The following is a 21,629-nucleotide window of genomic DNA, read 5'->3' on the forward strand; positions in this document are numbered from 1 at the left end:
CATGGAAAAATACGCCTTCAAGATGAAGCTCAACCCGGGCTGTAGGGATGAATACGAAAAGCGCCACGATGAGATTTGGCCAGAGCTTGCCACGCTGCTGAAAGACGCGGGCGTGTCTGACTATTCGATCCATCTGGACGAAGAAACGAACATTCTTTTTGGCGTCCTTTGGCGCACCGACGACCACAAAATGGATGCCTTGCCTCGCAACGAAATCATGCAGCGATGGTGGGCGCATATGGCGGACATCATGGAAACCAAGCCCGACAACGAACCCGTGGCGGTGCCGCTGACGCCCGTCTTCCACATGCCATGACCCCCCGACACGTCGCCGTCATCGACATCGGCAAGACCAACGCCAAGCTTGCGCTGGTCGATGCGACTGACATGTCCGAAGTGGAAGTGCTGACCCGGCCTAACATCGTTCTCGCCGCTCCACCCTATCCGCACTTCGATGTTGAGGCGATCTGGCGCTTCCTTCTGGACGGGTTGGAGCAGTTTCAGAAGGCGCACGGCGTAGATGCCATTTCCATCACGACCCACGGGGCGTCTTGTGCCCTGATCGCGCCAGACGGCGCGCTTGCTGCCCCGATCCTCGACTATGAGCACACAGGCCCTGATGATCTGGCCGCGGCGTACGACGCCATCCGCCCGCCCTTTGAGGAAACCGGATCGCCAAGGTTGCCGATGGGTCTGAACCTGGGTGCGCAGTTGCATTGGCAATTTGAGCAGGACCCCGCGCTTCGCGAACGCACCGCCGCCATTGTTACCTATCCGCAGTACTGGGGGCATCGCCTGACAGGAGTGCCGGCCAGCGACGTGTCGTCCCTTGGTTGTCACACAGATCTGTGGAAACCGTCCAAGGCGCACTATTCTTCGTTGGTCGAACGGTTGGGCATATCTGAAAAAATGGCGCCCGCGCGCAAATCTGCGGAGGTTCTCGGACCCGTGTTGCCGCAGGTCGCATCGCAAACCGGCCTGCGCTTTGACACGCCTGTGCACTGCGGCATCCACGATTCAAACGCATCGCTTTTACCTCATGTACTGACCCGAACCGGGCCGTTTTCCGTCGTTTCGACCGGGACATGGGTCATTGCCATGACCATCGGCGGCGAAGAAGTAACTCTGGAACCTTCGCGTGACACGCTTCTTAACGTCAACGCACTGGGTGCCCCGGTACCCTCCGCCCGTTTCATGGGGGGACGCGAGTTCGAGTTGGCGATGAACGGTCAAACCACTCAATGTGCAGAGCAATTCCTTAACCTGGTCGCGAAAGACGGCCCCATGCTCTTGCCCGCAATGGTCCCGGACAGCGGACCGTTTCAGGGGCAAAAACACAGCTGGATGGGGTCAGAGCCTTTGCCCGGAACCCAGGAACGCGCGGCGGCGGTGAGTTTTTACCTCGGATTGATGACCGCGGAATGCCTGTCGCTTACCGGACACAAGGGCCCCATTATCGTCGAAGGTCCATTTGCCAGGAGCAAAGGCTTCGCCAGTATGCTCGCCGCGGCGACAAACTGCAGGGTCGACGCGACCGTCACCGCAACAGGGACGAGCCAGGGCGCCGCCCTTTTGGCAACAGGCGCACTCCCCGAGCGCGCGGCCTTCGACGTTGAGACCTATTTTCACAAGACCGACGTGAGCTACCAACGTTACGCGAACAGTTGGCACAGAGCCGCAAAAGCAGGCCTGGAACCACGCCCATAGATAGGATACCCCAACGACCTGCACGGAACTCCGATTGCAGACATTGGGGACCAGCGTGAAACTGAACGGAATGGGCTCTTTTTAGACCTCGGAGCAGATGCAGCATAAGCCCCTGCCCCGCTTGCCACGACCCAGCCATCGGCCCTTACCGGACCTTACCCCATAGTCTCCATGCTGCGGCGCGGCCTGTCGGACCTGCCGTTCGCTGCGGGCGCAAAATCAAAGGCTGCCTAAACTCGCGAAATACGGACAAAGCGCCACTTTACCGCGCTTGCGCCAAGGTCAGGCTTGCGCGCTACGGCGCGTTTGAGAATCTAGCAAATCCAGCGTGCTCCATCATCTCGAGCGCAGTCGCTTTGTCCTTCACAAATAGAAAATTGTGGTCGAGTTCCGTTTCAATCCTCCGGTTGAGGCTGTGGCGGCAGGCCGGATGCGACGCTTTTGGGTATCATGTGGCTCCGACTTACAGCCGTCGGATCGGTGAGCGCGTGCAGAAAGGCGATCAGATTTTCGATCTCTTCGCCAGTAAGCTTGATTGGTGAAAGCTCGTTCCTATCGGCAATGCGTTGACGAAGTTGAGGAGACGCCATCACCCATGTGTCTCGCTGTTCAAACGCATGGCGACGTTCCGCTTCCAAGGGAACGAAGCGCAATTGCGATCCTCGCGCGGCAATGCGCTTAAGGTGCTCAATTGGCGGTAGGGCGATATCGGATGGGTCGAAGGCCGCAAGACCTGCAAGGGGGTTGAGGTGGTGGCGAACCATATCCTCCAATGAAGTGAACGCGCCGCTGTGCCCCCACGGCCCCGTCAGCGCGACATTGCGCAAGGACGGTGTTCGGAAAGCAAATAGGTCTTCGGGGTTCCCCGTGACGCGATAGCGGCCCTCGTCCTCCATACGAGCCGCCAAACCAGTCTCAGCGAGGTATGTCATGTCGCCCCCATGCCCTTTGCCAGGGCCGATCTGCGGAATGGCGATGGCATGGAACTGGTGATCGGTCAGTAAGGGTCCACTGTGGCAGCTTGCACATCGCGCAGCCCCGTAGAAGAGAGTAAGGCCTTCTTGCGCATCCTGTGTGAGAGTCGACAGATCACCAGTGAGCAAAACCGTATCGAAGGGGCTCTCATCTGAGCGGAACGCCGTCGTTTGAAAGGCTGCAAGGGCGTCAGCGATATGACCGTATGTGACTTGCTCAGCACCCGTTATCTCGGGGTACGCGGCACGCAGCATCTCCAGATAGTCCGGTATGTCCGCTACCCGCGCTGCAAGGCTACCCCAGATCTTTGGCCTGTTTTCGTAATGGGCGGCATTTGCAATAGAACTTTCGCCATACTGGCCTGCCATTTCAATTGGTGATGTGACCGGAAAGAACGCCTGCGCAGCCAAGGGGCTGGCAACGTCTGAGGGAAGATCGGCTCCTGCCGGATTACGGATCGGGCCCGCAGCATCGCCCGGGTTCAGCGTTTCGACACGCCCGTCGTGAAACATCGAAACATAGCTGCGCGCGCCGATGTTCCATAGCGGTTGCGCGTTACGGGGCACGCGACCCGTGACCGGAACAGCTGTCACACGCTTTGGACCTGCACCGATGCCGCCCTCTCCGATGCCAAGCGCAAGACCGTCGCCCGATCCAAACGCTGGATCATGGCAAGTGCCGCAAGAAATGTTGCGGTTGCCCGACAGGACTGGATCGAAAAACAGGTTTCGTCCCAGTTCGACCAGCTTTGGATCGGGTGCGCCATCGTACAGATAGTCCTGATCCTTCAGCGGCGAAGGCAGCGAGAGTTCGGATGTAGCCCTGTCGCCCCGGGCGGGGGAAAGAACCGCGACAAACGCCACGCCGGAGAGCGCGGCACACAACACCGAGGACAGGCAGCGAGAGGTCATTTCAGTCACCAAGTTTACGTCAGCGCGATTGCGAGAAGAGCCAGATGCTGACGATGGCGAGGCCCAGGCCCCCTAATTGCGGCATCGCGAGGCGCTCTCCGAAGAGCACCACCCCAAGGAGGGACAGCGCGATGACCTGGCTCATGCTGGACATGACGGCCCCTTGCCCGAGACCGTGTGCCAGCAGACGAATATAGGCCAGATTGCCAAGCCCCAACGCAAGAACGGCGAGAAGCAGGACATAACCCAGACCTGTGTCCGCAAACTGTTTGAGAAGAACGCTGCCCAGCGTAAAGCTGGCACCAGCGGCCGATAATATGAGCCAATAGGAGGACATCGCAGTGTCTTTCGGACTTTCTGGCAGTTCAGTCGGTGCCGGTTGAGAGAGACTTCATGAGCAACAAGACTTCGCCTGTGTAGTAAGGCGGGCCGGGATGCAGGAGCACGGGTTCACTGGCGACGCGCAGGTAGCCTTGCCGCTCGTACAGGCGCACCGCGCCGGTGTTTTGCCCATAGACCTGAATGCTCATCTTGTTGAAACCATTCATGCGCGCGAGGTGCTCTGCGGCAGCCAAAAGCTGTGATCCGATCCCCTTGTTTTGACCTTCAGCAAAAACTGCGAGCGCATTGATGAACCATGTGTTCACCGACAGCTTTTCCAGCGCAATGAAGGGAGCAATCGGTGCTGGCAAATCATCCGGGTTGTCGGTTGGTGCTTCGGTGATCGCGTAGCTCAGCACCATTCCAGCGGGATACCCGTGTGGCTCTGCTACCAGCGCATTTGTGTAGGAAAACCCGCCGGTCTTGCGTTTGGCGCGTTCGATTCCGATTTCCAGCGGAGTTTGCCCTTCGACGCAGGCGCGGGTCCAAAGCCAATTCGGGATACCTTCACCTGCGAGATTGATCAGTTTGGCGAGGCTTTTGGCATCCGATAACTCGGCGTGCCGGATGAAGCCTGTGATCTGTGTATTCATTCTTCTGTTCTCATTGACATGTGGGATGGGGGTTGGGCGAAGATGCCGCCGCCCAACCATTTACATCTGGCGTCACGTGGACGGGATCATTCGTTCTTCAAAAATCGGTCCGACCGGAACACCGGAATCCCATTCCATGTGGTCGTCTTCATCGAGCGGGACCTGTTGATAACCATCGGCCCGGAAAGCCGCGTCCTGCGCGTTTGCCGCGCCTACCGCCGACGCTTCAAACGCGTATGTCGCGCTCAGGCCCCAGAAGTCGTTGAACCCGAGGGTTGTCTGGATGAGGCCACCCTCGATGTCGGCAAAGTCGCCGGTGGCACCGGTCACCGGGCGCAGGTTTGGCTGACCGATATCGGCGATCTCGGTGCCTTGCGTCACGACGGTCGCCCCGTCATTGAACGCAAAGGTCTGACGGCTGATGATCCAGACACCGGTGATCGCATTGCCACCTTCGCCAACGAAGTACCCGTCGCAAGTCCAGGTGCCCAGCACGAGATCCGGGAAGGCGGGGCTGCCGTCTTCCAGAACGCCAACGGTCCCATCGGCAAGCGTGCCTTCAGGATAGATGTAGCCCTGGCTAACAAAGGCGTTGCCGTGTGCGGGCATTCCGTTTTCATGGATCGGCTGCGCGGACATGAAGATGCGCGAATGATCTTCGGCCACGTCAAAAGCCATGGGCACCTCGGCGTGCGCGAAGGTGGCCAACGACAGCGCGATGGCGGTGGAGGTGATGAGTGTTTTGACCATGAGAAGTCCTTTCAGGGAGAGTTGGTTGGGTGGAGTTCAGGCTGCGGTCAGCGGATGGTCGTGACCCGCTATGCAGCCCACATGCCGGTGGTCGGTGCCGCAGCACCCGCCCAGTACCCGGATGTTCGGAAGGCGCGACACAAGCTCCGCGCTCAGTTTGCCAAGCTCAACCGGATCGCCGTCGTCGAGAACCTCGGCTTCGTCCAGTTCAGCATGGCTTTGACGGGACGCATTGGACCGGATACCGCCGATGCGCAGAGTCCAAGCCGCGGTCGTATCGAGAATCTCGCGGAAGTGGTCGGGGTGCGCGCAATTGATCATGTAATAAAGCGGGCCGCCATTGGTCGCGGCATCGACCTCTGCAATCGCTTCGCTTAAGGGCTGGCCTGATGGAAGATGTCCGTCGGTTTCCAGCGTGAAGGCGATAGCAACTGGTACATCGATCTCTTTTGCCGCCTGCACGATGCCGATGGCTTCACCTGCGTGAGTGAGAGTCATGGCACTGATTAGATCGACACCGGCCTTGCCAAGCGCATGGATCTGCGGCGCATGAATAAGCAGCGCTTCCTGTCGCGATATCTCGGCGTCCGGCGCATAAGCGTCACCTGCTGGTCCAACGAGCCCGTTGAGCAGGATCGGACAAGTTTCCGTCTCATGCTCAGCCCGGAGCAAGGACACGAAGGAAACAGCCTTTTGATTGGTCTCCATCACCTCTTTAAGCGTCAAACCAAGTGGTCCCGCCCAAGCCGTGCCGGCGCGCCATGTTGGTGCATCCAGTATAAAACCACGACCAGACGCCTTCGCGATATCGATAAAGCGTTGGTAATAGGCACGTAGATCAGCCCGGCCTTGATCGGTGTTCAGCAGTACTGCCGCCGAAAAGCAGGGCAGATCGTAGCCCTTATCAAAGATCAGGAATGTCTCCAGTCCTCCGTCAGAGAGGAAGAAACGGCGGGTCTCCTTTAATTTCTGAATACGCATCGAAGCTGTCCTTGTTCGTTGATACCAAGGGGATACCCTGAGCTTTCGCACGACAGATAGTTGCCGCGTGGTCCGGTTGTGCAGTTTGTCTTTTTGCTGTAATTTCAGGAGGGTAACCCGAAGCACACTGACCCCACCTTTCACTAGGACAAGGTCAACTGTACTCGTGGTACAGTGGGAGGCCGACATTGGAGCAAAAAGTCGACACGCGTAGCCGAATCCTCGATATTGCGGAGGCGGCAGTTCTGGATAAAGGGTTTGAGGCCACCTCGATCGAAGAGATCGTTGCCGGAGCCGAGATTTCGCGTGGCGGCTTCTTTTACCACTTCAAAGACAAGAACGCCTTGGCCCGCGCATTGCTGGAACGCTACATCGAAACTGAAGACGCGCTCTACGACGACCTCTTCGCGCGCGCCCGTGAGTTGAACGATGATCCGCTACACTGCATGCTGATCGGCTTGAAGTTGCTGGCCGAAATGCTCGAGGAGATGCCCGAGGGGCACCCGGGCTGCGTGATCGCGTCCACGGCCTATCAGGACAGGCTCTTCGACGAGGGGGTGCGAGAGTTGAACCGCCAAGCCATATTGGGGTGGCGCAAACGCTTCCGGGGGATGTTCGAAGAAATCGCTGCCAAATACGAACCTAAGGAGCCGGTCAACATGGATGCCTTAGGCGATATGGTCTCCGGGGTGGTCGAGGGTGGCTTGGTCCTTCAACGCGCGCTTCGAGAGCACAACAATGCCTCCGAGCAAATCATGCTATTTCGAACATATCTGAAGCTCTTGTTCGCTCCAAAACCAGACTAGCGACCGGTCAATTGAGTCTCTCTGCGCTCTAGATACCGCGAACTTCAATCGTGTGTTCAGCACATCGAGGAATATTTAAGCTATCACAGCAAGTAGACATTTGTGCAAAGTACAGCATTCAGTAGTTTGGACTCGCTCCGATCTTTCTGAACGCTATCGAAGAGTGGCAGATCTCAGCCCCAAATCCCATCAGTTTGTAAAGGTTCATCGCGAGGCTTTCTCGCAGCCTTCGTCTGAAAGGTTGGCTCAAACTTCAACCAATAAAGACGCCGACGCCATTGAAAGCCAACACGCCAAACAACATCGCGATGACGACGTTGTTTGTGAAATAGGTTGCTGCAAGAGCCGCCACCGCCGAGATCCAACCAACCACAGACTCATTTGCAAGCGACACCGAAACCAGACTGACAAGGATCAACCCAGGAAGCTCCTTCAGGATCCAGGAATGCTTGGACCGTCGAATCCATTGGCCGGCAACGAGCCCCGATATTCTGACCATTATCGTCGCTATCGCCAGAAATCCGATAAGATACAAATGAACCGAGGTCATGGATGCTCCTCCTGCAGAACTTTCTGAAGATAAATTGCGACTAATCCTGCGAAGGCACCGGCCAAAATTCCAAACGCGGAAGAGATGCCAATATTGCAGGTTCCCAAGGCGAATACTGCCGCGGTCAACCAGGGTAGCAACTGTGACTTTCTTTGCCATAGCCCATAAGTCATCGCTATGAATGCAGCCGTGAATGCAAAGCCAATTCCGAAGCGCTCTAGGCCAGGCAGCGCGTTTCCGACCGCAGCGCCCATCGTGGTGGACAAGACCCATACACCTATCATGACGAGGCCAGAACCATAAAGAAATGCCGCTCCAACATCGGGTGATCTTTCCCGTTGCGCCATCGTCAGTGCCCAGTTTTCATCACTGACCAAGTGGATGGCGAGTAGTTTTTGTTTGATGGAAAGACCGTCCAGGACCTCTGACAGAGACGCAACAATTGCAACATAGCGCAGATTGAGCACCGCCCCCGCGATGATTGCTGCAATAACCGAGCCGGTTGTGGATAACTGTTCGACGGCGACGATCTGCGATGATCCTGCATATACGGAAGCACTGAGTACGCCCACACTCCACCAAGTGAAACCTGCTTGAGCAGCCAGAATCCCGAATGCGAATCCGTAGAATGATGCAGCCAGTGCAAGCGGCAGAATTGCAATCGCGCCGCGTTTCATGTGCGGACGCCTACACCGACGCGAAGCTTGGTTAGCCATAGCCGAAAAAGTACAAAAAAAGCACGTTTATCCCGGTTTCGAACTTTAGGTGGATTGTGTTTCGTTCCAACAATCATCCCGTTTGCCTCCTTCGTTTTGGCAAACAAGACCTAACAATTGCCGAAGCGGCGAACTCGCAAAACGCACTGCCATCGCACTAAAATCTCGCATACAATCGCGATCTCTGCGAGATTTCCGCAGTAGAGCCGTTTATTGGGTGTCGGATTATGGAAGAAGTTGATGAATTCGACAGGCGCATTCTTGCGCTTATGAAGGTGGACAGTCGTCGGACCGGCGATCAGCTTTCCGGCGATGTCGGATTATCTCCGGCTGCTTGTCTGCGACGCGTGCAGCGGTTGCGAAGAATTGGCGCAATCGAGAGAGAAGTTGCTATTGTTTCGCCAAAGCTAGAAGATCGCCCCCTGGTTATTGTAGTTCTCCTTTCAATCGATGGGCATAATCCAAAAACAATGGATGAATTCTGTCGCGACCTTCGAAAAAGCCCGACAGTGAACAGAATGCTTTGGGTTACGGGCGACGACGATATCGTCCTTATCCTGCATTGCTCTTCCATGACGGAATTTGACGAGTTCGTAACGGCCTATTTGAATGACAGCCCTGTATCCGGCTACAAAACTCTGGTTTCGATGCGCGAGTACAAAGTATGGGACAAGCGGTGACAGGGTGGTCCTGGCCACACCGCGTGATGCCTACCGTTGAAAAACCAAAAACAGCTTTTAGGGCATGCTGCGCCTGGATGCGATCAGACAGATCAGTATTGTGCAGCTGACCCATTGCCGTTGGCGCACCCGAACACCTCATCCATGATGACAATGAAGTATGCTAGTTCTTCGTCATCCAGGTGGACAGCGATAGTACCGCCCGGCTCTTACATCTTCGTCACCGGTTAACCATCGGAGTGTGGGCATCTGCTACGTTCTTTTCGTTCTTGGCACCGGCTGCGTTGTGTCCACCTCCTGAATTCCTTCGCGACCGTTGCATCTTTCTTCCTTGTCCCATTTTTCCCGGCGTTGCTAAAGCCATGATGTTCAAGTGTACGCCTGAATGGCTTTTAGATAATCGTAGATTTCATAATGGGTTGCGCCATCGCGCTCATACTTGGACCGCTCTTTGATCTCATCCACAGTCATGTTCCGCATGACGTATGAGGTCAGGATGTGCTTGGTGTAGCGCTTGGACGCCCGCAGCCGTTCACCGTTGAGGTCAACAGGTTTGAACGTGAGACCCTTGTTGTCGATAGCGTCCCGCATCGCTGCGGCAAATGCCGTAGGTAGGTCACCAAAGTCGGGATCAAAGCCTTTTGGCAGCTCTATCAATCCATCGGACAACCGCGCGATTGTATCAGGGTGCACAAAGTTCTCCACTTCGCGCCTACTGGTCATGAATGCCGTTCGATCCTTCCAAGCGTTGATCTCATTAAAACGCTGCTGCTTGTCTTCATGAGCTGGCAGCGCTTCTGCTGTCCGATCCGAGTCAAAGATTACGACCTGTGGAAGATCAAGGTTGGACAGGTAGTCCCGCTCAACCCAGTCCTTGAGCGTCTCGCCGCCGCCAAGCGCCCAGAAGATTTTGTCATGGTCCAGAGGCGGCAGCTCGCCAGATTCAGACAAGACCAGTGATAGCGAAACTAGGGCGTCGATGTCAGTCTTACCTTCCACCAACACCGCAACCTTCACAGTCTGGCCAAGTATCGGGTCGGGCAGCACACCCAACGCCTCTGCCACTTCGGCATATACTTCTGGGTCACCAGAACGGATACGAACGTTTCCATCATCTCCCCGGTCAATGTACCGTAGGCAGTCCACCGGCATCAGTTCCGCCAAAGCAGGCATGTGCGTCGTGACAAGGACTTGGTCGCCCGCTTCAGCAACTTCCATAAGAGCGGTAACGATACGACGCTGGTTGTCCGGATGCTGCGACGTCTCAGGTTCTTCGATGGCGTAGATTACCGGCACTTCCCCGTCGAAGGCACCTTCACCTGCTTCCTTTCGCTTCTTTTCCGCTTCTGCCTGAAAGAAACTCATGAGTATCAATCGCCGGACGCCGGAACCGCGCTTGTTCAAAGGCACGCCGTCATCGCTCTCAAGATCAACCTTGAACATGTTGGCCCAAGACGGTGACCGGAACTGTGGCGTCAGTGAGTTCGCTAGGTCGGGATATGCCGCCTGAAGCTGTTCGAGAGTCCGCTTCGCAGTGTCTTCGGCCCGAACCCTCACCTTCTCAACAACATCCGCAAGATCATCCTGAATATCGGCCAGGGCCTTTTGCACGGCGGCCTTCATCGGGTTCTGTACTTCCGGGTCTTGGTCGCTCGACGCCCGATCAGAGCGGAACAATGCATATAGCGGAAGTCTAGCTTGGATTGCGCCCCACACGGCTTTGCCGTTGTCGTCGTTGAGAGGGACGTTTTGAAGTTCCAGTAACAGATTGCCACCGACGCTCTTATAGACAGCTTGCCGCATAGACGGGTTTTCGTTGAGGTTGCAGTCGTCTTGAAGACCCATCTCCTTCACGAGCGCCTTTAAGGCTGTGTTGTTTTTCTGAAGTAGACCTTGGACCTTCTCTTCTGTTGGGTGGACCGCCCGAGCGAAGACTTTCGCAGCACCTGGGCGTTGCACGGCGAGGTTAAAGATCTTGTGTATCTCGAGATCGCCATCCTGATTCAGCAGGTGTTCTGCCTCAAGCGTGCTTCTTGCCCCACGATCTAACGTCAGCTCAGAGGGCAACCGATCAAACACAACGCCAATCAAAACCTGCTTTGCATCCCCCGCGATGCTTGCGTCGCCCTGATCTGGCTTGGAATTCTCGAAGAAGTAGTCCAACGCTTCTAGGATGGTGGACTTACCGGCATCGTTTCTGCCGATAAGAGCCGTGAACTGTTCCAAAGTAACATGAGTGCGAGCTTTGTAGCCTCGGAAGTTTTCCAGAATAATGCCTTTGATACGCAACTTTGCCTCGCTTTCCTGGCCAAATAAGAACAATCAAAAAATGTTCGTCTAAAGATATAACAACCGTAACGCGATATTCTAAGAGTAGCCACATGAACTTAGAAAGGTGAGTTTGAGGTCGTGCCGCGGAGCCAAGTAACTCAAATACGTCAATTTTTCTGAATGACTTGGTGCCCTCACACAGACTCCAGCGGCGGACATACTGACTACAAATAGGTTGATCGAATGTCCGCTTTTCTATTTCGCGACCAGGCATTCCACGTTTGCAGCGAAGGTCGGCTTCCCGCCCACTTGGCTATTTCGCCTTGATAACAAAGGTGCATTTTCACGCTACCACGGGTGTTGGACACAGGCCGTCAGATTTCGAAAGCGCTCTTGCCTGGCATCAGAACCGCATGCGGTCTTCCCTTCTTGGTCGTTCGGGTCGATAGTTGCCTTGGCGGCGACCGGTGTAAGGATCTGTATCGAGATATGTGCCTTGGCTACGACGCATGTATTCGGCGAACTGGGTCAGGGCATCCACCTGGTCGTCTTTGAGGGCGTCGGGAAACGCCAGCAGTTCCCTGCGGAACTCATCAAACCAGGGCTTGTCGGTGGGGATGACTAACTTGCCAGATTTAATCCAGTCGGTCTGCGGGATGAAGCGATCCAGTTTGCTAGTGACCACATTGACCGGCATGTATACACCTGCTGCGGTGCGTTTCAATTCGTCCAGAAGGTGGATGCCCATCGCCGAGGACTCGATCAGCACCCGGTCCACGCGCCACTGTTTGCGTAAACGAAGAACAGCGTTCCGCACCTGTGTATAGTTCGTTCGGGCCCGAAAGACGTCAAGCAAATACCATCTCTCTTCATACGCATGCCAACCAAAGGTCAGCCCCACCGTAAAGTCAGAACGCGGACCATCCTTCGCCGCCGTATCCCAGCTTTGAACGCGTCTTACAAACACGCTTTCGTCCGGCAAGGTTTCCACCAGATGCAAGTCGGACATTGAGAGAAACTCGTTTTCTCCATCCGTGGGGTTCTGTTGATACTGTGCCTGGAAGGCAAAATTGCCTATGTCGGCCTTGATCCGATCAAGAACCTCCTGCGGTTCCCGCTCTGGGTTCAACAAGTCTCCTGGCCGACGCTTCAGCACCCGGTTGTTGTAGAGCGGGATCTCTTCTGGGATCTCCGCGATAGACGGCAGGCACAGATGGTCAAATGTGTCCTTTTCCAAGAGGTAGGCGGAAAAGTCATCCGGGTGTAGACGCTGCTGGATCGAGACAATGCGATCGGTGCGCTTGTCGTTCAGCCGCGAGAACAGGGTCTGGTCGAAGAAGTCGCGCAACTCCTGCCGGTACGTATCGTGACGCATTTCAGAGGGCTTACCCAGATCGTCGATGATAATGAGGTTTGCACCGAAGCCGGTGATACCACCGCCAAGAGAGACAGATTTGCGCCCGCCTCCTTTAGTGGTTTTCATATGTTCGAACCGGTTGTGTTTGGGATCGAACTTCATTTTCGGAAACAGGCGCTGATAATACGGGCTGGTCACCAGCCGTCGAAACTGTTCGGCATGTTCGCGGGCCAGATCTTTGCCGTAACTGACAACAACCACTTTCTTTGTCGGATCGCGTCCAAGCTCAAAGGCTGGCAACAAAACAGATCCACAGATCGATTTCAGATGGCGAGGGGCTATCGAGATCATCAACCGTTGGCACTCACTGGAGGCCACACGCTGAAGGGCGTAACACATAGCCTCCAGGTAAGGCGCCCGGGCAAGCTTTTCGCCCGGACACAAGATACCAAAACTACCCGCAAGGAACGCGTAGAGGTTTTCGCGCATCGCAGCCTCTGCCAACCTTTTGCGATCATCAGAATTCAGGGCATTCATCGTCGATGCCTCCCTGGATGCTGGCAAAAAGTTGATCCGGATCGCTGCCAAACATATCTGCCAGCACTTCCAGGGCGGCCAGGTCTGAACCGGGGTCGACCGAAGTTGCACCTTCGCCACCCGCCAACTCTGCGGCGCGCGCCTCCTGAACCGCGGGCAACAGTTTCAGAACCCGGTCAATCGAACGCATCTCGCCTTTAACTGCCCCATTCACCAGCTGGCGCAGGATTGCTTCCAGCATCGTGACCTCGCGGCGTGACCCGTTTTCGGTGATCGGGATTTTCCGAAAGAAGACCTCCTCAAGCATCGATCCAACATTTTTCGAGGCTTTCGGCCGCCCTTTCGGATTGCCGGATCTGCCTTTTTTGAACCGGGTTGCTTTGGGCGGTTTGCCGTAGCCCACCTCAAACTCTCTCGTATCGTCAGACATGACCCACCTCCTGTTCTGAAGTGGTATCGTTGGCCGCAGAAGATGCATCGAACGTCTGGCCTGTCACCGCGTGCACAGCGTTCTCACCGGTCATCTCCTGCCAGCGGCGGATGGCGACATCGACGTAAACAGGGTCGAGTTCAATCAAGCGCGCCTGGCGTCCGGTTTTCTCAGCCGCCAGCAAGGTCGCGCCGGACCCGCCAAAGGCGTCCAACACAACACCACCGCGATGGCTCACATCCATGACGGCATCTGCCACTAGGGCCGTTGGCTTCACCGTGGGATGATCAGCGAGATCCGCCTTGCGCCCTGCCCCAAAACTATTCACACCGGCATAGTCCCAGACATTGGTCCGGTTGCGACCATGCTTTCCCAGCTCGACATTGTTGGTATGCGAAGCCCCCGGCTTCTTAAAGATCGCAACCAGCTCGTGCTTGGAGCGGTAAAGGCTGCCCATCCCGCCGTTGGTCTTGTTCCAAACGCAGAGATTGATGAGATCCAATCCGCTTGCCTTGCCGGCCGCAATCAACTCTTCGATGTGACGCCAGTCCATGCAGATCATCGCAATGCCCCCGTCGGGCAGAATTACGAGCAAACGAGCAATCACGGCTGTGAGAAAGTTGCGGAACTCGCTGTCCGACATTTCTCCCGACGCCATGGCAAATTCGCGATGATCGCCGCCGATGCCGCAACGGACATGCCCATTGACCGGCACATTGTAAGGAGGATCAGTGAACACCATCTGCGGGGTCTCGCCATCCAGCAAGGTGTCGTAGCTCTGGGCTTGCAGGGCATCCCCGCAGAAGATGCGATGATCTCCGAGAACCCAGAGGTCGCCCGGCTGCGTGATGGCAGGTACCGCAGGGTTCGGCGTCTCAACAGATTCCGCTTCCGTCTCTGTGGCCTGGCCCGCACTATCGATGATGATGTCGATCTCCGGTGTTTCGAACCCGGTGATGTCCAGATCAAAGTCCAGCTCGCCATCAAGGCTAAGATCCATCAGCTCGGCAAATTCGATCTGGAGGGCCGCTTCGTTCCAGTCGGACAATTCCGCCAGCTTGTTATCCGCGATGCGCAGGGCGCGCACTTCTGCGTCTGACAAGTGATCCGCGACAACCGTCGGCACAGACTTCAACCCCAGAGCCTTGGCAGCCTCATAGCGGCCATGACCCGCGATGATTGTGCCCGAACCATCCAACAGGATCGGGGTGACAAAGCCAAACTTGGCCACCGACGCTTTGAGCTTGTCGATATTCTTGGCCGCATGCACGCGGTTGTTGTTGGCGTAGGGCTTGATCTGGCTGATCTGGGATTGGATGACTTTGTCCGGCATCCAGATCGGCGTGTTGGACGCCTGAACGTCACTTTGTGTTTTCTTGGCAGACATAGCCGCCTCCTTTCGTTTGACGCTCGCTAGCGTCGACAAGAAAGGATCGTGTTGGGAATTCGGAGAGAGCACGAGTAGCAACTCTCCGGACCAATCGATCCGGTTCGTTGCCCCTTCGAATGCTCTCGGTCTTATCCGCATCACAAATGCGGCGCCGAATGCTGCCTGGGAGATGTATTCACCTCCCCGTGGGACCTTGTCCCTTGCAGGGCTGAGTAGAATCTATGCATGGGCTTTTGCAATTGCAACCCCCAAACAAAAAGTAACCAATTAAGATTGTTGATGAATAATCGGGGTACAGCAGCAGCGCCCCGCAAAACACGCCTCTCCTAGGATTGCCCCAGAAAGAGCTGGACTGTTGCTGTGAACCACGCATCAGTGAACCAACGCCCGAGCCATTCGGGCGCTCCTCGGTACCAGGGTTCGGCATCTCGCTGACCCAAGATCAGAGGAGACAATACATGTCCAAATCCAAACAAACCAAAATTGACAAGGTACAAGCCTTGTTGCGCCGCCCGAGTGGCGCCAGCCTTGAGGCGCTCTGCAAAGCAACGGGATGGCAGCCTCATTCGGTCCGAGCAGCTCTAAGCGGTCTGCGGAAAAAAGGCGTCACAATTGAACGGCGAACATCCGACAAACCAAATGGACCATCCACATATCATTTAGCGGTGGGAACTGGAGAAACGTCATGACCAAGACGAGCGATGTCGCCGATCTCGCCGCCATGGGTCGATCGGATCTGGTCCCGCTTTGGCAGCAGCTGTTTGATCAGCCCGCCCCCGCCATGCTCAGCCAACCCTTCCTGCGCCGTTTCATTGCCTTTGAGATGCAGTCCCACCGTCATGGCGGGCTACCCCGGCAGGTCAAAGCCACGCTGGAAAAGGGCGCTGAGAAGAAACCCCGGCCGACATGCCCTGCCCTAAAACCCGGCGGGCGCCTGCTGCGCGAGTGGAATAGCGTGACCCATGTAGTGGACGTTACAGAAGACGGCTTCACTTGGAACGGTCGGTCCTATCGCTCGCTCTCGGCCATCGCCCGAGAGATAACCGGCGCGCATTGGTCAGGGCCGCGTTTTTTCGGACTCACCGGAAAGATCGCCAAATGAGCCCGCGCCGCAAAATCCGATGCGCCATCTACACGCGCAAGTCCTCAGAAGATGGACTGGATCAGGACTTTAATTCGCTGGACGCGCAATATGAGGCCTGCGCGGCCTATGTCGCCAGCCAGCGACACGAAGGTTGGACCCTTTTGCCAGATCGCTACGACGATGGAGGCCTGTCCGGCGGCACCCTAGAGCGCCCTGCCCTTCAGCGCCTTCTTGAAGAGATCGATGCCGGGCGTATCGACATGGTAGTAGTTTACAAGATTGACCGGCTGACCCGATCGCTCGCCGACTTCTCCAAGCTCGTCGAACGGCTGGAACAGGCGAACTGTTCCTTTGTGTCCGTTACGCAGGCCTTCAATACTTCTTCATCCATGGGTCGATTAACTCTGAATGTGCTGTTGTCCTTTGCTCAGTTTGAGCGGGAAGTCACTGCCGAACGTATTCGCGACAAGATTTCAGCGTCTAAGAAAAAGGGGCTTTGGATGGGTGGCAACCTGCCTCTGGGCTATGACCGCCACCCCGATCCAAAAGCAAGAACGCTGGTGGTGAATGAGGAGGAGGCCAGAACGGTCCGGCATCTCTTTCGGCTTTATGGCGAACTGGGTTGCCTGCGCCAAGTAGAAGAACGGGCAACGGCAGAAGACCTGCGATCAAAACGGGTTGTTCGGGCGGATGGCAGCGTGAAAGGGGATTGTCCGCTGTCACGGGGTCAAATCTATTACCTGCTGCGCAACCCGGTTTATCTCGGAAAAATCCGCCACAAGGATAAGATCTGGGACGGGCAACACCCGGCGATCATCGACCAAGGCGATTGGGACCGGGTGCAAGAGAAGATGCGGCGGGCCTCCAATCGTTCTCGGGCACGCGGCGACTCCGATGCGCGCCAACACTCCACTGACCCCGGGGCCTGGCTCACCGGTCTGCTTCAGGACGAAACTGGTGATCGGTTGACGCCGACCCACACCACACGCAAAGGCCGACGGCTGCGCTATTATGTCTCCAATCGACTAATCTCCGGCGGCAAGGATATCTCGGGTTGGCGACTGCCCGGCCCTGCGCTGGAGCACGCAGTCATTGATATCATCGTCAAACGTCTGCAAGAGGCCGCCGCCGCGCATCAGGTACTGGCGCAGCCGGAGGCCGGATCAGCCGAGGCAGTGCAGACTTCAGTTGCGAATTTGGTAACCCGGCTTCGAGGCCAAGGCGCTCAGGTCGGCGCTGACATTCTAGCCAGCGGCGGAATTGCACGAGGACAGATCGACCTCGAATTGAACCGAAAAGCACTGGCAAGCGCACTTGGCATTGCTGCGGACCATCTGCACCCGGATCTCATACACATCACCGCATCTTTCTTTCTGCGCCGCCGCGGCGTCGAGGCCAAGGTCATCGCCGGAGATATGGCACCCCAACCCGATCCCCACCTCCGGTCCATGCTGATCCGCGCCCATGGATGGGCCCGTGATTTGAAAGCCGGGCTTCAACTGATGGAAATTGCACGCCGCGAAAACCTCGCCGGCGCCTTCATCCGCACCCGCGCCCAGCTCGCCTTTCTCTCACCAAAGATTCAGGCCGCGATTCTCGACGGCACCCAGCCGCCCGAACTTACACTCAAGCGTCTGGTCAGCGTGACCCACCCAATTGACTGGTCCGAACAGGAACGCCAGTTCGGCTTTTGATAACTTCAGATCCTGCGTCCCTGATACAGGGTTCGCCCTCCCTGATCCGTCGGCACAATTCCCTGTTCCCACGAGAAAATTCCCTGTTCCACTTTTTAGGGAATTTGCAACCTAAGCTATTGGAAAAAATGGAGTTGTGACATCTGAAATGTCAGGTTCCAGACCTGTTTAGCAGAAATTCCCTGTAAATTGCCGCTTATCAGGGAAATCCAGCCCAAAGCGACCCCGCCAAAATGCGACACTGAGACTGCGGCCGAAATTGCGCTCTGAGTGTACGATTTGCTCCGTCTCTGATTGAAAGCACACGCGCCAACGCGCGGGAATTGCGGCACAATTCCGGGTCAGAAAACACAACTGAAGTGAGACAGGTATGAGTGGCGGGGAGACAGGGATTCGAACCCTGGGAACGCTCTCACGTTCAACGGTTTTCAAGACCGCCGCATTCGACCACTCTGCCACCTCCCCGCGTGAGGCTGGGTCTAAGACGAGTTGAGCGCGGAGGCAAGCCATAAAGCGGGAAATCTTGCCGAAGCGAATGTAGCAGTCTTTCCATGGCCCGATGCCCGCGCTATGATCTGCGGGAAAGACCGCGCAAGACTGGCAACCAGAACCAGCAATGACGCGGTGGGGCGCGGCCGGAATGGCCTTGTCAGGCAAGGGATTGAGAAAATGGAGCGAGCTACGGGCACACGCTTTGGGCCACAACGGCTGGCAATTTTGGTCGTGACCATGGCAGCATTGGCTGCATGCGAAGAAGGGCTACTTACTACAGAGGACCCGCCTGAGGATACGGCCGCCGAAGATGCGGACAACACAAACCGGTTCGAACTGTTCCCTGAGGCTGCCGCGACCAATCAGCGCGATGTTGAAGCCCCCGAGGTTTTTCAGGTCACCGAAGCAGGGTTGTGGGACGGGCGGCCATCGCTGGGTGGTATCTGGGTGGCGCATCCCGATGTGACTCAACCCGAGCGGGTGCTGATCAAGAATACAGCCAACAACAAATCGGTAACGGGTGCCCTGTTCCGCCGTGAGCGGAATTTGCCGGGACCCGCGCTGCAGGTCTCGTCATCCGCTGCCGAGCAATTGGGAATGCTGGCTGGTGCTCCAACCAGGGTGCAGGTTGTCGCATTGCGACGTGAGGCTATTGAAGAACCCCCTGCACCTGTCGCCGCGGAACCTGCCGAAGAGACAGATAGTGCAGAGAGTTCGGAAACAACCGACACTGCAGAAGCGTCGGAAGCGAGCGCTGCTGAAAAGCCTCAAAAGCGGAAATGGTGGCAGAAAAAGCCAAGCACCGAAGCAGCGACCGGAGCTGCGGTCGTTGCCGGGGCTGCCGTTGTTGCATCGTCGGATGAAGATGCGCCCAGTGCAGAAGCCCCGACCAATGCAGAAGCTCTGACCAATGCAGAAGCCCCGACCAGTGAATTGGCCGCGAATGAGGCCCCAGCCCCAGAGAAACCGGCCAAACGCAAATGGTGGCAGAAAAAGCCAAGCGACGAGACTGCAGTCGCTGCAGCTGGCGCAGCAACCGCAGCGGCTGCCGAGACCGAATCCCCTTCGTCAGAAACACAGACGGCAGCATTGTCGGATCCCGAACTGACGGCACCGGCTGAAAAACCGGCCAAGCGCAAGTGGTGGCAAAAGAAAGACCCTAACGCAATCACCGAAACGCCTCTGGACCCGATTGCCGGAGCGGCAGCGGCCATCGAGGCCTCTGAACCAACGGCGGCGGCACCAGCGACGGCGAGTGCTGCGACGACAAGTGGGTTGGCAAAACCTTTTGTTCAGGCGGGCACCTTCAGCGTAGAATCCAACGCCAAGAGCGCGGCGGACAAGATCCGGCGCAATGGCATGGCCGCCGAAGTCATGGAACTGAAAAGCGAGGACAAGTCGGTCTGGCGCGTTTTGGTTGGACCCGTTGCAACCCGCGCGGAACGTCGGGCGATGTTGAACGATGTGAAAGACCTTGGGTTTACCGATGCTTTCACGGCAAAGAACTGATCAAACAGGAGGCCCATGATGCTTTCCGCTTTGCGATCCACCACACTGGCCCTCGGGTTGGCGCTGTTGACACTGCCTGCCCATGCCTTCGACACCACCGCGCGTGCGGCTTATGTGATGGACCAGAAAACCGGCACTGTGCTGTTGTCTAAAGACGCCGATCAGCCTCTGCCCCCAGCGTCCATGTCGAAGCTCATGACGCTTTATGTGGCGTTTGAAGCCTTGCGCGATGGCCGTTTGACGCTGGACGAAACTTTGCCCGTCTCGGAACATGCAATGAGCTATGGCGGCTCGACCATGTTCCTCAACACGCAGGATCGTGTCCGGGTCGAGGATCTTTTGCGCGGGATCATCGTGCTTTCGGGCAATGACGCCTGTGTCGTGATCGCCGAAGCGCTCAGCCCCGACGGAAGCGAAGCCGGATTCGCCCGTTTCATGACTCAGCGGGCGCAGCAGATGGGCATGAACAACTCGAACTTTGCCAATTCCAACGGCTGGCCTGCTGCTGGGCACATGATGTCAGTGCACGATCTGGCAGTTCTGGCCGACCGGTTGATCACCGATTTCCCCGAGTACTATCCCCTGTTTGCCGAAGAAGAGTTCGAATTCGATGGCCGAGCGCCCTCGAACGCGCGAAACCGCAATCCGCTGCTGAAGCTTGATATCGGGGCCGATGGCCTCAAGACTGGCCATACCCAAGAGGCAGGATATGGTTTGGTCGGTTCTGCCAAACAAGGCGACCGACGGGTTGTCTTTGTTCTTTCAGGGCTCGACAGCACTGCCAAGCGCGCAGAGGAGGCTGAGGCCGTGGTTAACTGGTCGTTTCGAAATTTTGTCGAGAGGACAGTTGCCAAATCAGAAGAACCGGTAGCCCAGGCCAAGCTTTGGATGGGGGCGGAAAAGACTGTGGGATTGGTGCCCGAGGGTGATCTGACCTTGCTGTTCCCCGTTTTGGGCGACAAGGACATCAAGGCCGAGGTTGTTTATGACGGCCCTATCAACGCACCGGTCAGCAAAGGCCAGCAATTGGCCGAGCTTGTGATCCAACCCGAGGGATTGCCCGAAATCCGCCGCCCGCTGGTTGCGGAAAAGGATGTTCCCTTGGGCGGGTTTGTCGTGCGTATGTTGACTGTGGGTGGCATCGTTCTGAAAGAAGTGATCAACACTCCTCTGGAGCAAATGTGACAGCGCGCGGAACGTTTCTGACCTTCGAAGGCATTGACGGATCAGGCAAGTCCACGCAGGCGCGCCTGCTGGCCGAGCACTTGCGGCATCAAGGCCGCGACGTCGTTCTGACGCGCGAGCCCGGCGGATCGGACGGGGCAGAAGAAATTCGCAGCCTTGTGCTGCAGGGTGATCCGGACCGCTGGTCGGCCGAGACCGAGATCCTGCTGTTCACCGCTGCCCGGCGCGATCATCTTGAGCGCACGATTGAACCCGCGTTGGCAGAGGGCAAGGTTGTGATCTGCGATCGCTTTGCCGACAGTACCCGGATGTATCAAGGTCTGTCGCGCGGCGATCTGCGGGGTTTGGTGGATCAGTTGCACAGCTTGATGATCCGGCGAGAGCCAGATATGACCTTGCTGATCGATATGGACCCGGAAACCGGTCTGTTGCGCGCCAAAGGTCGTCAGGGCACCGAAGAACGATTCGAAGATTTCGGTTTGGATCTTCAACAACAGATGCGGGCAGGTTTTCTGGGTCTGGCCCAAGAATTCTCTGACCGATTCCACGTGGTCGACGGCAATCGGGACATGGACAGCGTTGCGCGGGATGTGACAGATATTGTCATGGCGTCCCTGCAATTGAGCTGAC

At 56.7% G+C, this 21,629-nt stretch carries 21 protein-coding genes and 1 tRNA gene; 10 read left to right on the plus strand and 12 right to left on the minus strand.

Translation table 11 applies throughout. The features are described from left to right. The first annotated feature begins 1 nt into the window (after nucleotide 1). Together rhaM and AC2TEM_RS08120 are read left to right on the plus strand one after the other, a co-directional pair. Nucleotides 2–316 (plus strand): L-rhamnose mutarotase, encoded by a 315-nt coding sequence (gene rhaM / locus AC2TEM_RS08115; protein ID WP_058272415.1) that lies wholly within the window; start codon nucleotides 2–4, stop codon nucleotides 314–316. Then, complete coding sequence (locus tag AC2TEM_RS08120; RefSeq protein WP_170687705.1) at nucleotides 313–1,707, plus strand: FGGY-family carbohydrate kinase; 1,395 nt, start codon at nucleotides 313–315, stop codon at nucleotides 1,705–1,707. Before rhaM ends, AC2TEM_RS08120 begins: the two co-directional genes overlap by 4 nt. A gap of 395 nt (nucleotides 1,708–2,102) precedes the next feature. Here AC2TEM_RS08120 and AC2TEM_RS08125 read toward each other — a convergent pair whose 3' ends face one another. The 5 genes from AC2TEM_RS08125 to AC2TEM_RS08145 all read right to left on the minus strand — a co-directional run bounded on the left by AC2TEM_RS08125 (nucleotide 2,103) and on the right by AC2TEM_RS08145 (nucleotide 6,298). Next, the gene (locus AC2TEM_RS08125; protein ID WP_480856118.1) at nucleotides 2,103–3,593 is read right to left on the minus strand and encodes a cytochrome-c peroxidase; all 1,491 of its coding nucleotides are present in this window, start codon (nucleotides 3,591–3,593) and stop codon (nucleotides 2,103–2,105) included. Between the two features lie 19 nt (nucleotides 3,594–3,612). Continuing rightward, the gene (locus tag AC2TEM_RS08130; RefSeq protein WP_480856119.1) at nucleotides 3,613–3,930 is read right to left on the minus strand and encodes a hypothetical protein; all 318 of its coding nucleotides are present in this window, start codon (nucleotides 3,928–3,930) and stop codon (nucleotides 3,613–3,615) included. Between the two features lie 28 nt (nucleotides 3,931–3,958). Next, a complete protein-coding gene (locus AC2TEM_RS08135; RefSeq protein ID WP_480856120.1) occupies nucleotides 3,959–4,567 on the minus strand; it encodes a GNAT family N-acetyltransferase in 609 nt (202 codons plus the stop codon). Between the two features lie 72 nt (nucleotides 4,568–4,639). Beyond that, nucleotides 4,640–5,317: a hypothetical protein gene (locus tag AC2TEM_RS08140; protein WP_480856121.1), complete on the minus strand. Its 678-nt coding sequence runs from the start codon at nucleotides 5,315–5,317 to the stop codon at nucleotides 4,640–4,642. Between the two features lie 36 nt (nucleotides 5,318–5,353). Further along, entirely contained in the window at nucleotides 5,354–6,298 is a 945-nt protein-coding gene (locus AC2TEM_RS08145) for a homocysteine S-methyltransferase family protein (RefSeq protein WP_480856122.1), read from the minus strand. A 188-nt stretch (nucleotides 6,299–6,486) separates the two neighbouring features. Here AC2TEM_RS08145 and AC2TEM_RS08150 point away from each other — a divergent pair, with 188 nt between their 5' ends. After that, nucleotides 6,487–7,104: a TetR/AcrR family transcriptional regulator gene (locus AC2TEM_RS08150; RefSeq protein ID WP_209256096.1), complete on the plus strand. Its 618-nt coding sequence runs from the start codon at nucleotides 6,487–6,489 to the stop codon at nucleotides 7,102–7,104. Nucleotides 7,105–7,357: 253 nt separating this feature from the next. Here AC2TEM_RS08150 and AC2TEM_RS08155 read toward each other — a convergent pair whose 3' ends face one another. Beyond that, nucleotides 7,358–7,654, minus strand: coding sequence for an AzlD domain-containing protein (locus AC2TEM_RS08155; RefSeq protein WP_480856123.1), 297 nt, complete (start codon nucleotides 7,652–7,654; stop codon nucleotides 7,358–7,360). Next, nucleotides 7,651–8,331: an AzlC family ABC transporter permease gene (locus AC2TEM_RS08160; protein WP_480856124.1), complete on the minus strand. Its 681-nt coding sequence runs from the start codon at nucleotides 8,329–8,331 to the stop codon at nucleotides 7,651–7,653. Before AC2TEM_RS08160 ends, AC2TEM_RS08155 begins: the two co-directional genes overlap by 4 nt. 266 nt (nucleotides 8,332–8,597) lie before the next feature. Here AC2TEM_RS08160 and AC2TEM_RS08165 point away from each other — a divergent pair, with 266 nt between their 5' ends. Continuing rightward, nucleotides 8,598–9,050, plus strand: a complete 453-nt coding sequence (locus tag AC2TEM_RS08165; RefSeq protein WP_480856125.1) for an Lrp/AsnC family transcriptional regulator — start codon at nucleotides 8,598–8,600, stop codon at nucleotides 9,048–9,050. 369 nt (nucleotides 9,051–9,419) lie between these two features. Here the strand turns inward: AC2TEM_RS08165 and AC2TEM_RS08170 are convergent, their stop codons facing one another. The 4 genes from AC2TEM_RS08170 to AC2TEM_RS08185 form a co-directional block, all read right to left on the minus strand. Further along, entirely contained in the window at nucleotides 9,420–11,339 is a 1,920-nt protein-coding gene (locus tag AC2TEM_RS08170; protein ID WP_480856126.1) for an ATP-binding protein, read from the minus strand. A 385-nt stretch (nucleotides 11,340–11,724) separates the two neighbouring features. Further along, on the minus strand, nucleotides 11,725–13,215 hold the full coding sequence (terL, locus tag AC2TEM_RS08175; protein WP_480856127.1) for a phage terminase large subunit: 1,491 nt from the start codon (nucleotides 13,213–13,215) through the stop codon (nucleotides 11,725–11,727). Further along, nucleotides 13,196–13,645 carry a DUF5681 domain-containing protein gene (locus AC2TEM_RS08180; protein WP_480856128.1) on the minus strand — a complete coding sequence of 150 codons (450 nt, stop codon included), beginning with the start codon at nucleotides 13,643–13,645 and terminating at the stop codon, nucleotides 13,196–13,198. Before AC2TEM_RS08180 ends, terL begins: the two co-directional genes overlap by 20 nt. Continuing rightward, the gene (locus AC2TEM_RS08185) at nucleotides 13,638–15,032 is read right to left on the minus strand and encodes a site-specific DNA-methyltransferase (protein WP_480856129.1); all 1,395 of its coding nucleotides are present in this window, start codon (nucleotides 15,030–15,032) and stop codon (nucleotides 13,638–13,640) included. The genes AC2TEM_RS08180 and AC2TEM_RS08185 overlap by 8 nt, the downstream gene beginning before the upstream one ends. 461 nt (nucleotides 15,033–15,493) lie before the next feature. On the opposite strand from AC2TEM_RS08185, the gene AC2TEM_RS08190 reads away from it, so the two are divergent. The 3 genes from AC2TEM_RS08190 to AC2TEM_RS08200 are packed head-to-tail and all read left to right on the plus strand — an operon-like array spanning nucleotide 15,494 to nucleotide 17,813. After that, a complete protein-coding gene (locus tag AC2TEM_RS08190) occupies nucleotides 15,494–15,724 on the plus strand; it encodes a DUF3489 domain-containing protein (protein WP_480856130.1) in 231 nt (76 codons plus the stop codon). Continuing rightward, entirely contained in the window at nucleotides 15,721–16,137 is a 417-nt protein-coding gene (locus AC2TEM_RS08195; protein ID WP_480856131.1) for a DUF2924 domain-containing protein, read from the plus strand. Before AC2TEM_RS08190 ends, AC2TEM_RS08195 begins: the two co-directional genes overlap by 4 nt. Beyond that, the gene (locus AC2TEM_RS08200; protein ID WP_480856132.1) at nucleotides 16,134–17,813 is read left to right on the plus strand and encodes a recombinase family protein; all 1,680 of its coding nucleotides are present in this window, start codon (nucleotides 16,134–16,136) and stop codon (nucleotides 17,811–17,813) included. The genes AC2TEM_RS08195 and AC2TEM_RS08200 overlap by 4 nt, the downstream gene beginning before the upstream one ends. A gap of 375 nt (nucleotides 17,814–18,188) precedes the next feature. Here the strand turns inward: AC2TEM_RS08200 and AC2TEM_RS08205 are convergent. Then, nucleotides 18,189–18,278, minus strand: a tRNA-Ser gene (locus AC2TEM_RS08205). 204 nt (nucleotides 18,279–18,482) lie between these two features. Between AC2TEM_RS08205 and AC2TEM_RS08210 the strand changes: the two genes are divergently transcribed. From AC2TEM_RS08210 to tmk, 3 genes are read left to right on the plus strand one after another with little or no spacing between them, the layout of a single operon-like run. Then, nucleotides 18,483–19,814: an SPOR domain-containing protein gene (locus AC2TEM_RS08210; protein WP_170424069.1), complete on the plus strand. Its 1,332-nt coding sequence runs from the start codon at nucleotides 18,483–18,485 to the stop codon at nucleotides 19,812–19,814. An 18-nt stretch (nucleotides 19,815–19,832) separates the two neighbouring features. Beyond that, complete coding sequence (locus tag AC2TEM_RS08215) at nucleotides 19,833–20,999, plus strand: D-alanyl-D-alanine carboxypeptidase family protein (RefSeq protein ID WP_170424071.1); 1,167 nt, start codon at nucleotides 19,833–19,835, stop codon at nucleotides 20,997–20,999. Further along, nucleotides 20,996–21,628 (plus strand): dTMP kinase, encoded by a 633-nt coding sequence (tmk, locus tag AC2TEM_RS08220; RefSeq protein ID WP_170403915.1) that lies wholly within the window; start codon nucleotides 20,996–20,998, stop codon nucleotides 21,626–21,628. The genes AC2TEM_RS08215 and tmk overlap by 4 nt, the downstream gene beginning before the upstream one ends. Nucleotide 21,629: the final 1 nt, after the last annotated feature.

It is taken from the genome of Ruegeria sp. HKCCD3925 (assembly GCF_057221175.1).

Excerpts from the sequence above, each read along its gene's own strand:
- rhaM (WP_058272415.1), top strand. The coding sequence starts at position 2 with ATGGAAAAATACGCCTTCAAGATGAAGCTCAACCCGGGCTGTAGGGAT.
- AC2TEM_RS08120 (WP_170687705.1), top strand. The coding sequence starts at position 313 with ATGACCCCCCGACACGTCGCCGTCATCGACATCGGCAAGACCAACGCC.
- AC2TEM_RS08125 (WP_480856118.1), bottom strand. The coding sequence starts at position 3,593 with ATGACCTCTCGCTGCCTGTCCTCGGTGTTGTGTGCCGCGCTCTCCGGC.
- AC2TEM_RS08130 (WP_480856119.1), bottom strand. The coding sequence starts at position 3,930 with ATGTCCTCCTATTGGCTCATATTATCGGCCGCTGGTGCCAGCTTTACG.
- AC2TEM_RS08135 (WP_480856120.1), bottom strand. The coding sequence starts at position 4,567 with ATGAATACACAGATCACAGGCTTCATCCGGCACGCCGAGTTATCGGAT.
- AC2TEM_RS08140 (WP_480856121.1), bottom strand. The coding sequence starts at position 5,317 with ATGGTCAAAACACTCATCACCTCCACCGCCATCGCGCTGTCGTTGGCC.
- AC2TEM_RS08145 (WP_480856122.1), bottom strand. The coding sequence starts at position 6,298 with ATGCGTATTCAGAAATTAAAGGAGACCCGCCGTTTCTTCCTCTCTGAC.
- AC2TEM_RS08155 (WP_480856123.1), bottom strand. The coding sequence starts at position 7,654 with ATGACCTCGGTTCATTTGTATCTTATCGGATTTCTGGCGATAGCGACG.
- AC2TEM_RS08160 (WP_480856124.1), bottom strand. The coding sequence starts at position 8,331 with ATGAAACGCGGCGCGATTGCAATTCTGCCGCTTGCACTGGCTGCATCA.
- AC2TEM_RS08165 (WP_480856125.1), top strand. The coding sequence starts at position 8,598 with ATGGAAGAAGTTGATGAATTCGACAGGCGCATTCTTGCGCTTATGAAG.
- terL (WP_480856127.1), bottom strand. The coding sequence starts at position 13,215 with ATGAATGCCCTGAATTCTGATGATCGCAAAAGGTTGGCAGAGGCTGCG.
- AC2TEM_RS08180 (WP_480856128.1), bottom strand. The coding sequence starts at position 13,645 with ATGTCTGACGATACGAGAGAGTTTGAGGTGGGCTACGGCAAACCGCCC.
- AC2TEM_RS08185 (WP_480856129.1), bottom strand. The coding sequence starts at position 15,032 with ATGTCTGCCAAGAAAACACAAAGTGACGTTCAGGCGTCCAACACGCCG.
- AC2TEM_RS08190 (WP_480856130.1), top strand. The coding sequence starts at position 15,494 with ATGTCCAAATCCAAACAAACCAAAATTGACAAGGTACAAGCCTTGTTG.
- AC2TEM_RS08195 (WP_480856131.1), top strand. The coding sequence starts at position 15,721 with ATGACCAAGACGAGCGATGTCGCCGATCTCGCCGCCATGGGTCGATCG.
- AC2TEM_RS08200 (WP_480856132.1), top strand. The coding sequence starts at position 16,134 with ATGAGCCCGCGCCGCAAAATCCGATGCGCCATCTACACGCGCAAGTCC.
- AC2TEM_RS08210 (WP_170424069.1), top strand. The coding sequence starts at position 18,483 with ATGGAGCGAGCTACGGGCACACGCTTTGGGCCACAACGGCTGGCAATT.
- AC2TEM_RS08215 (WP_170424071.1), top strand. The coding sequence starts at position 19,833 with ATGCTTTCCGCTTTGCGATCCACCACACTGGCCCTCGGGTTGGCGCTG.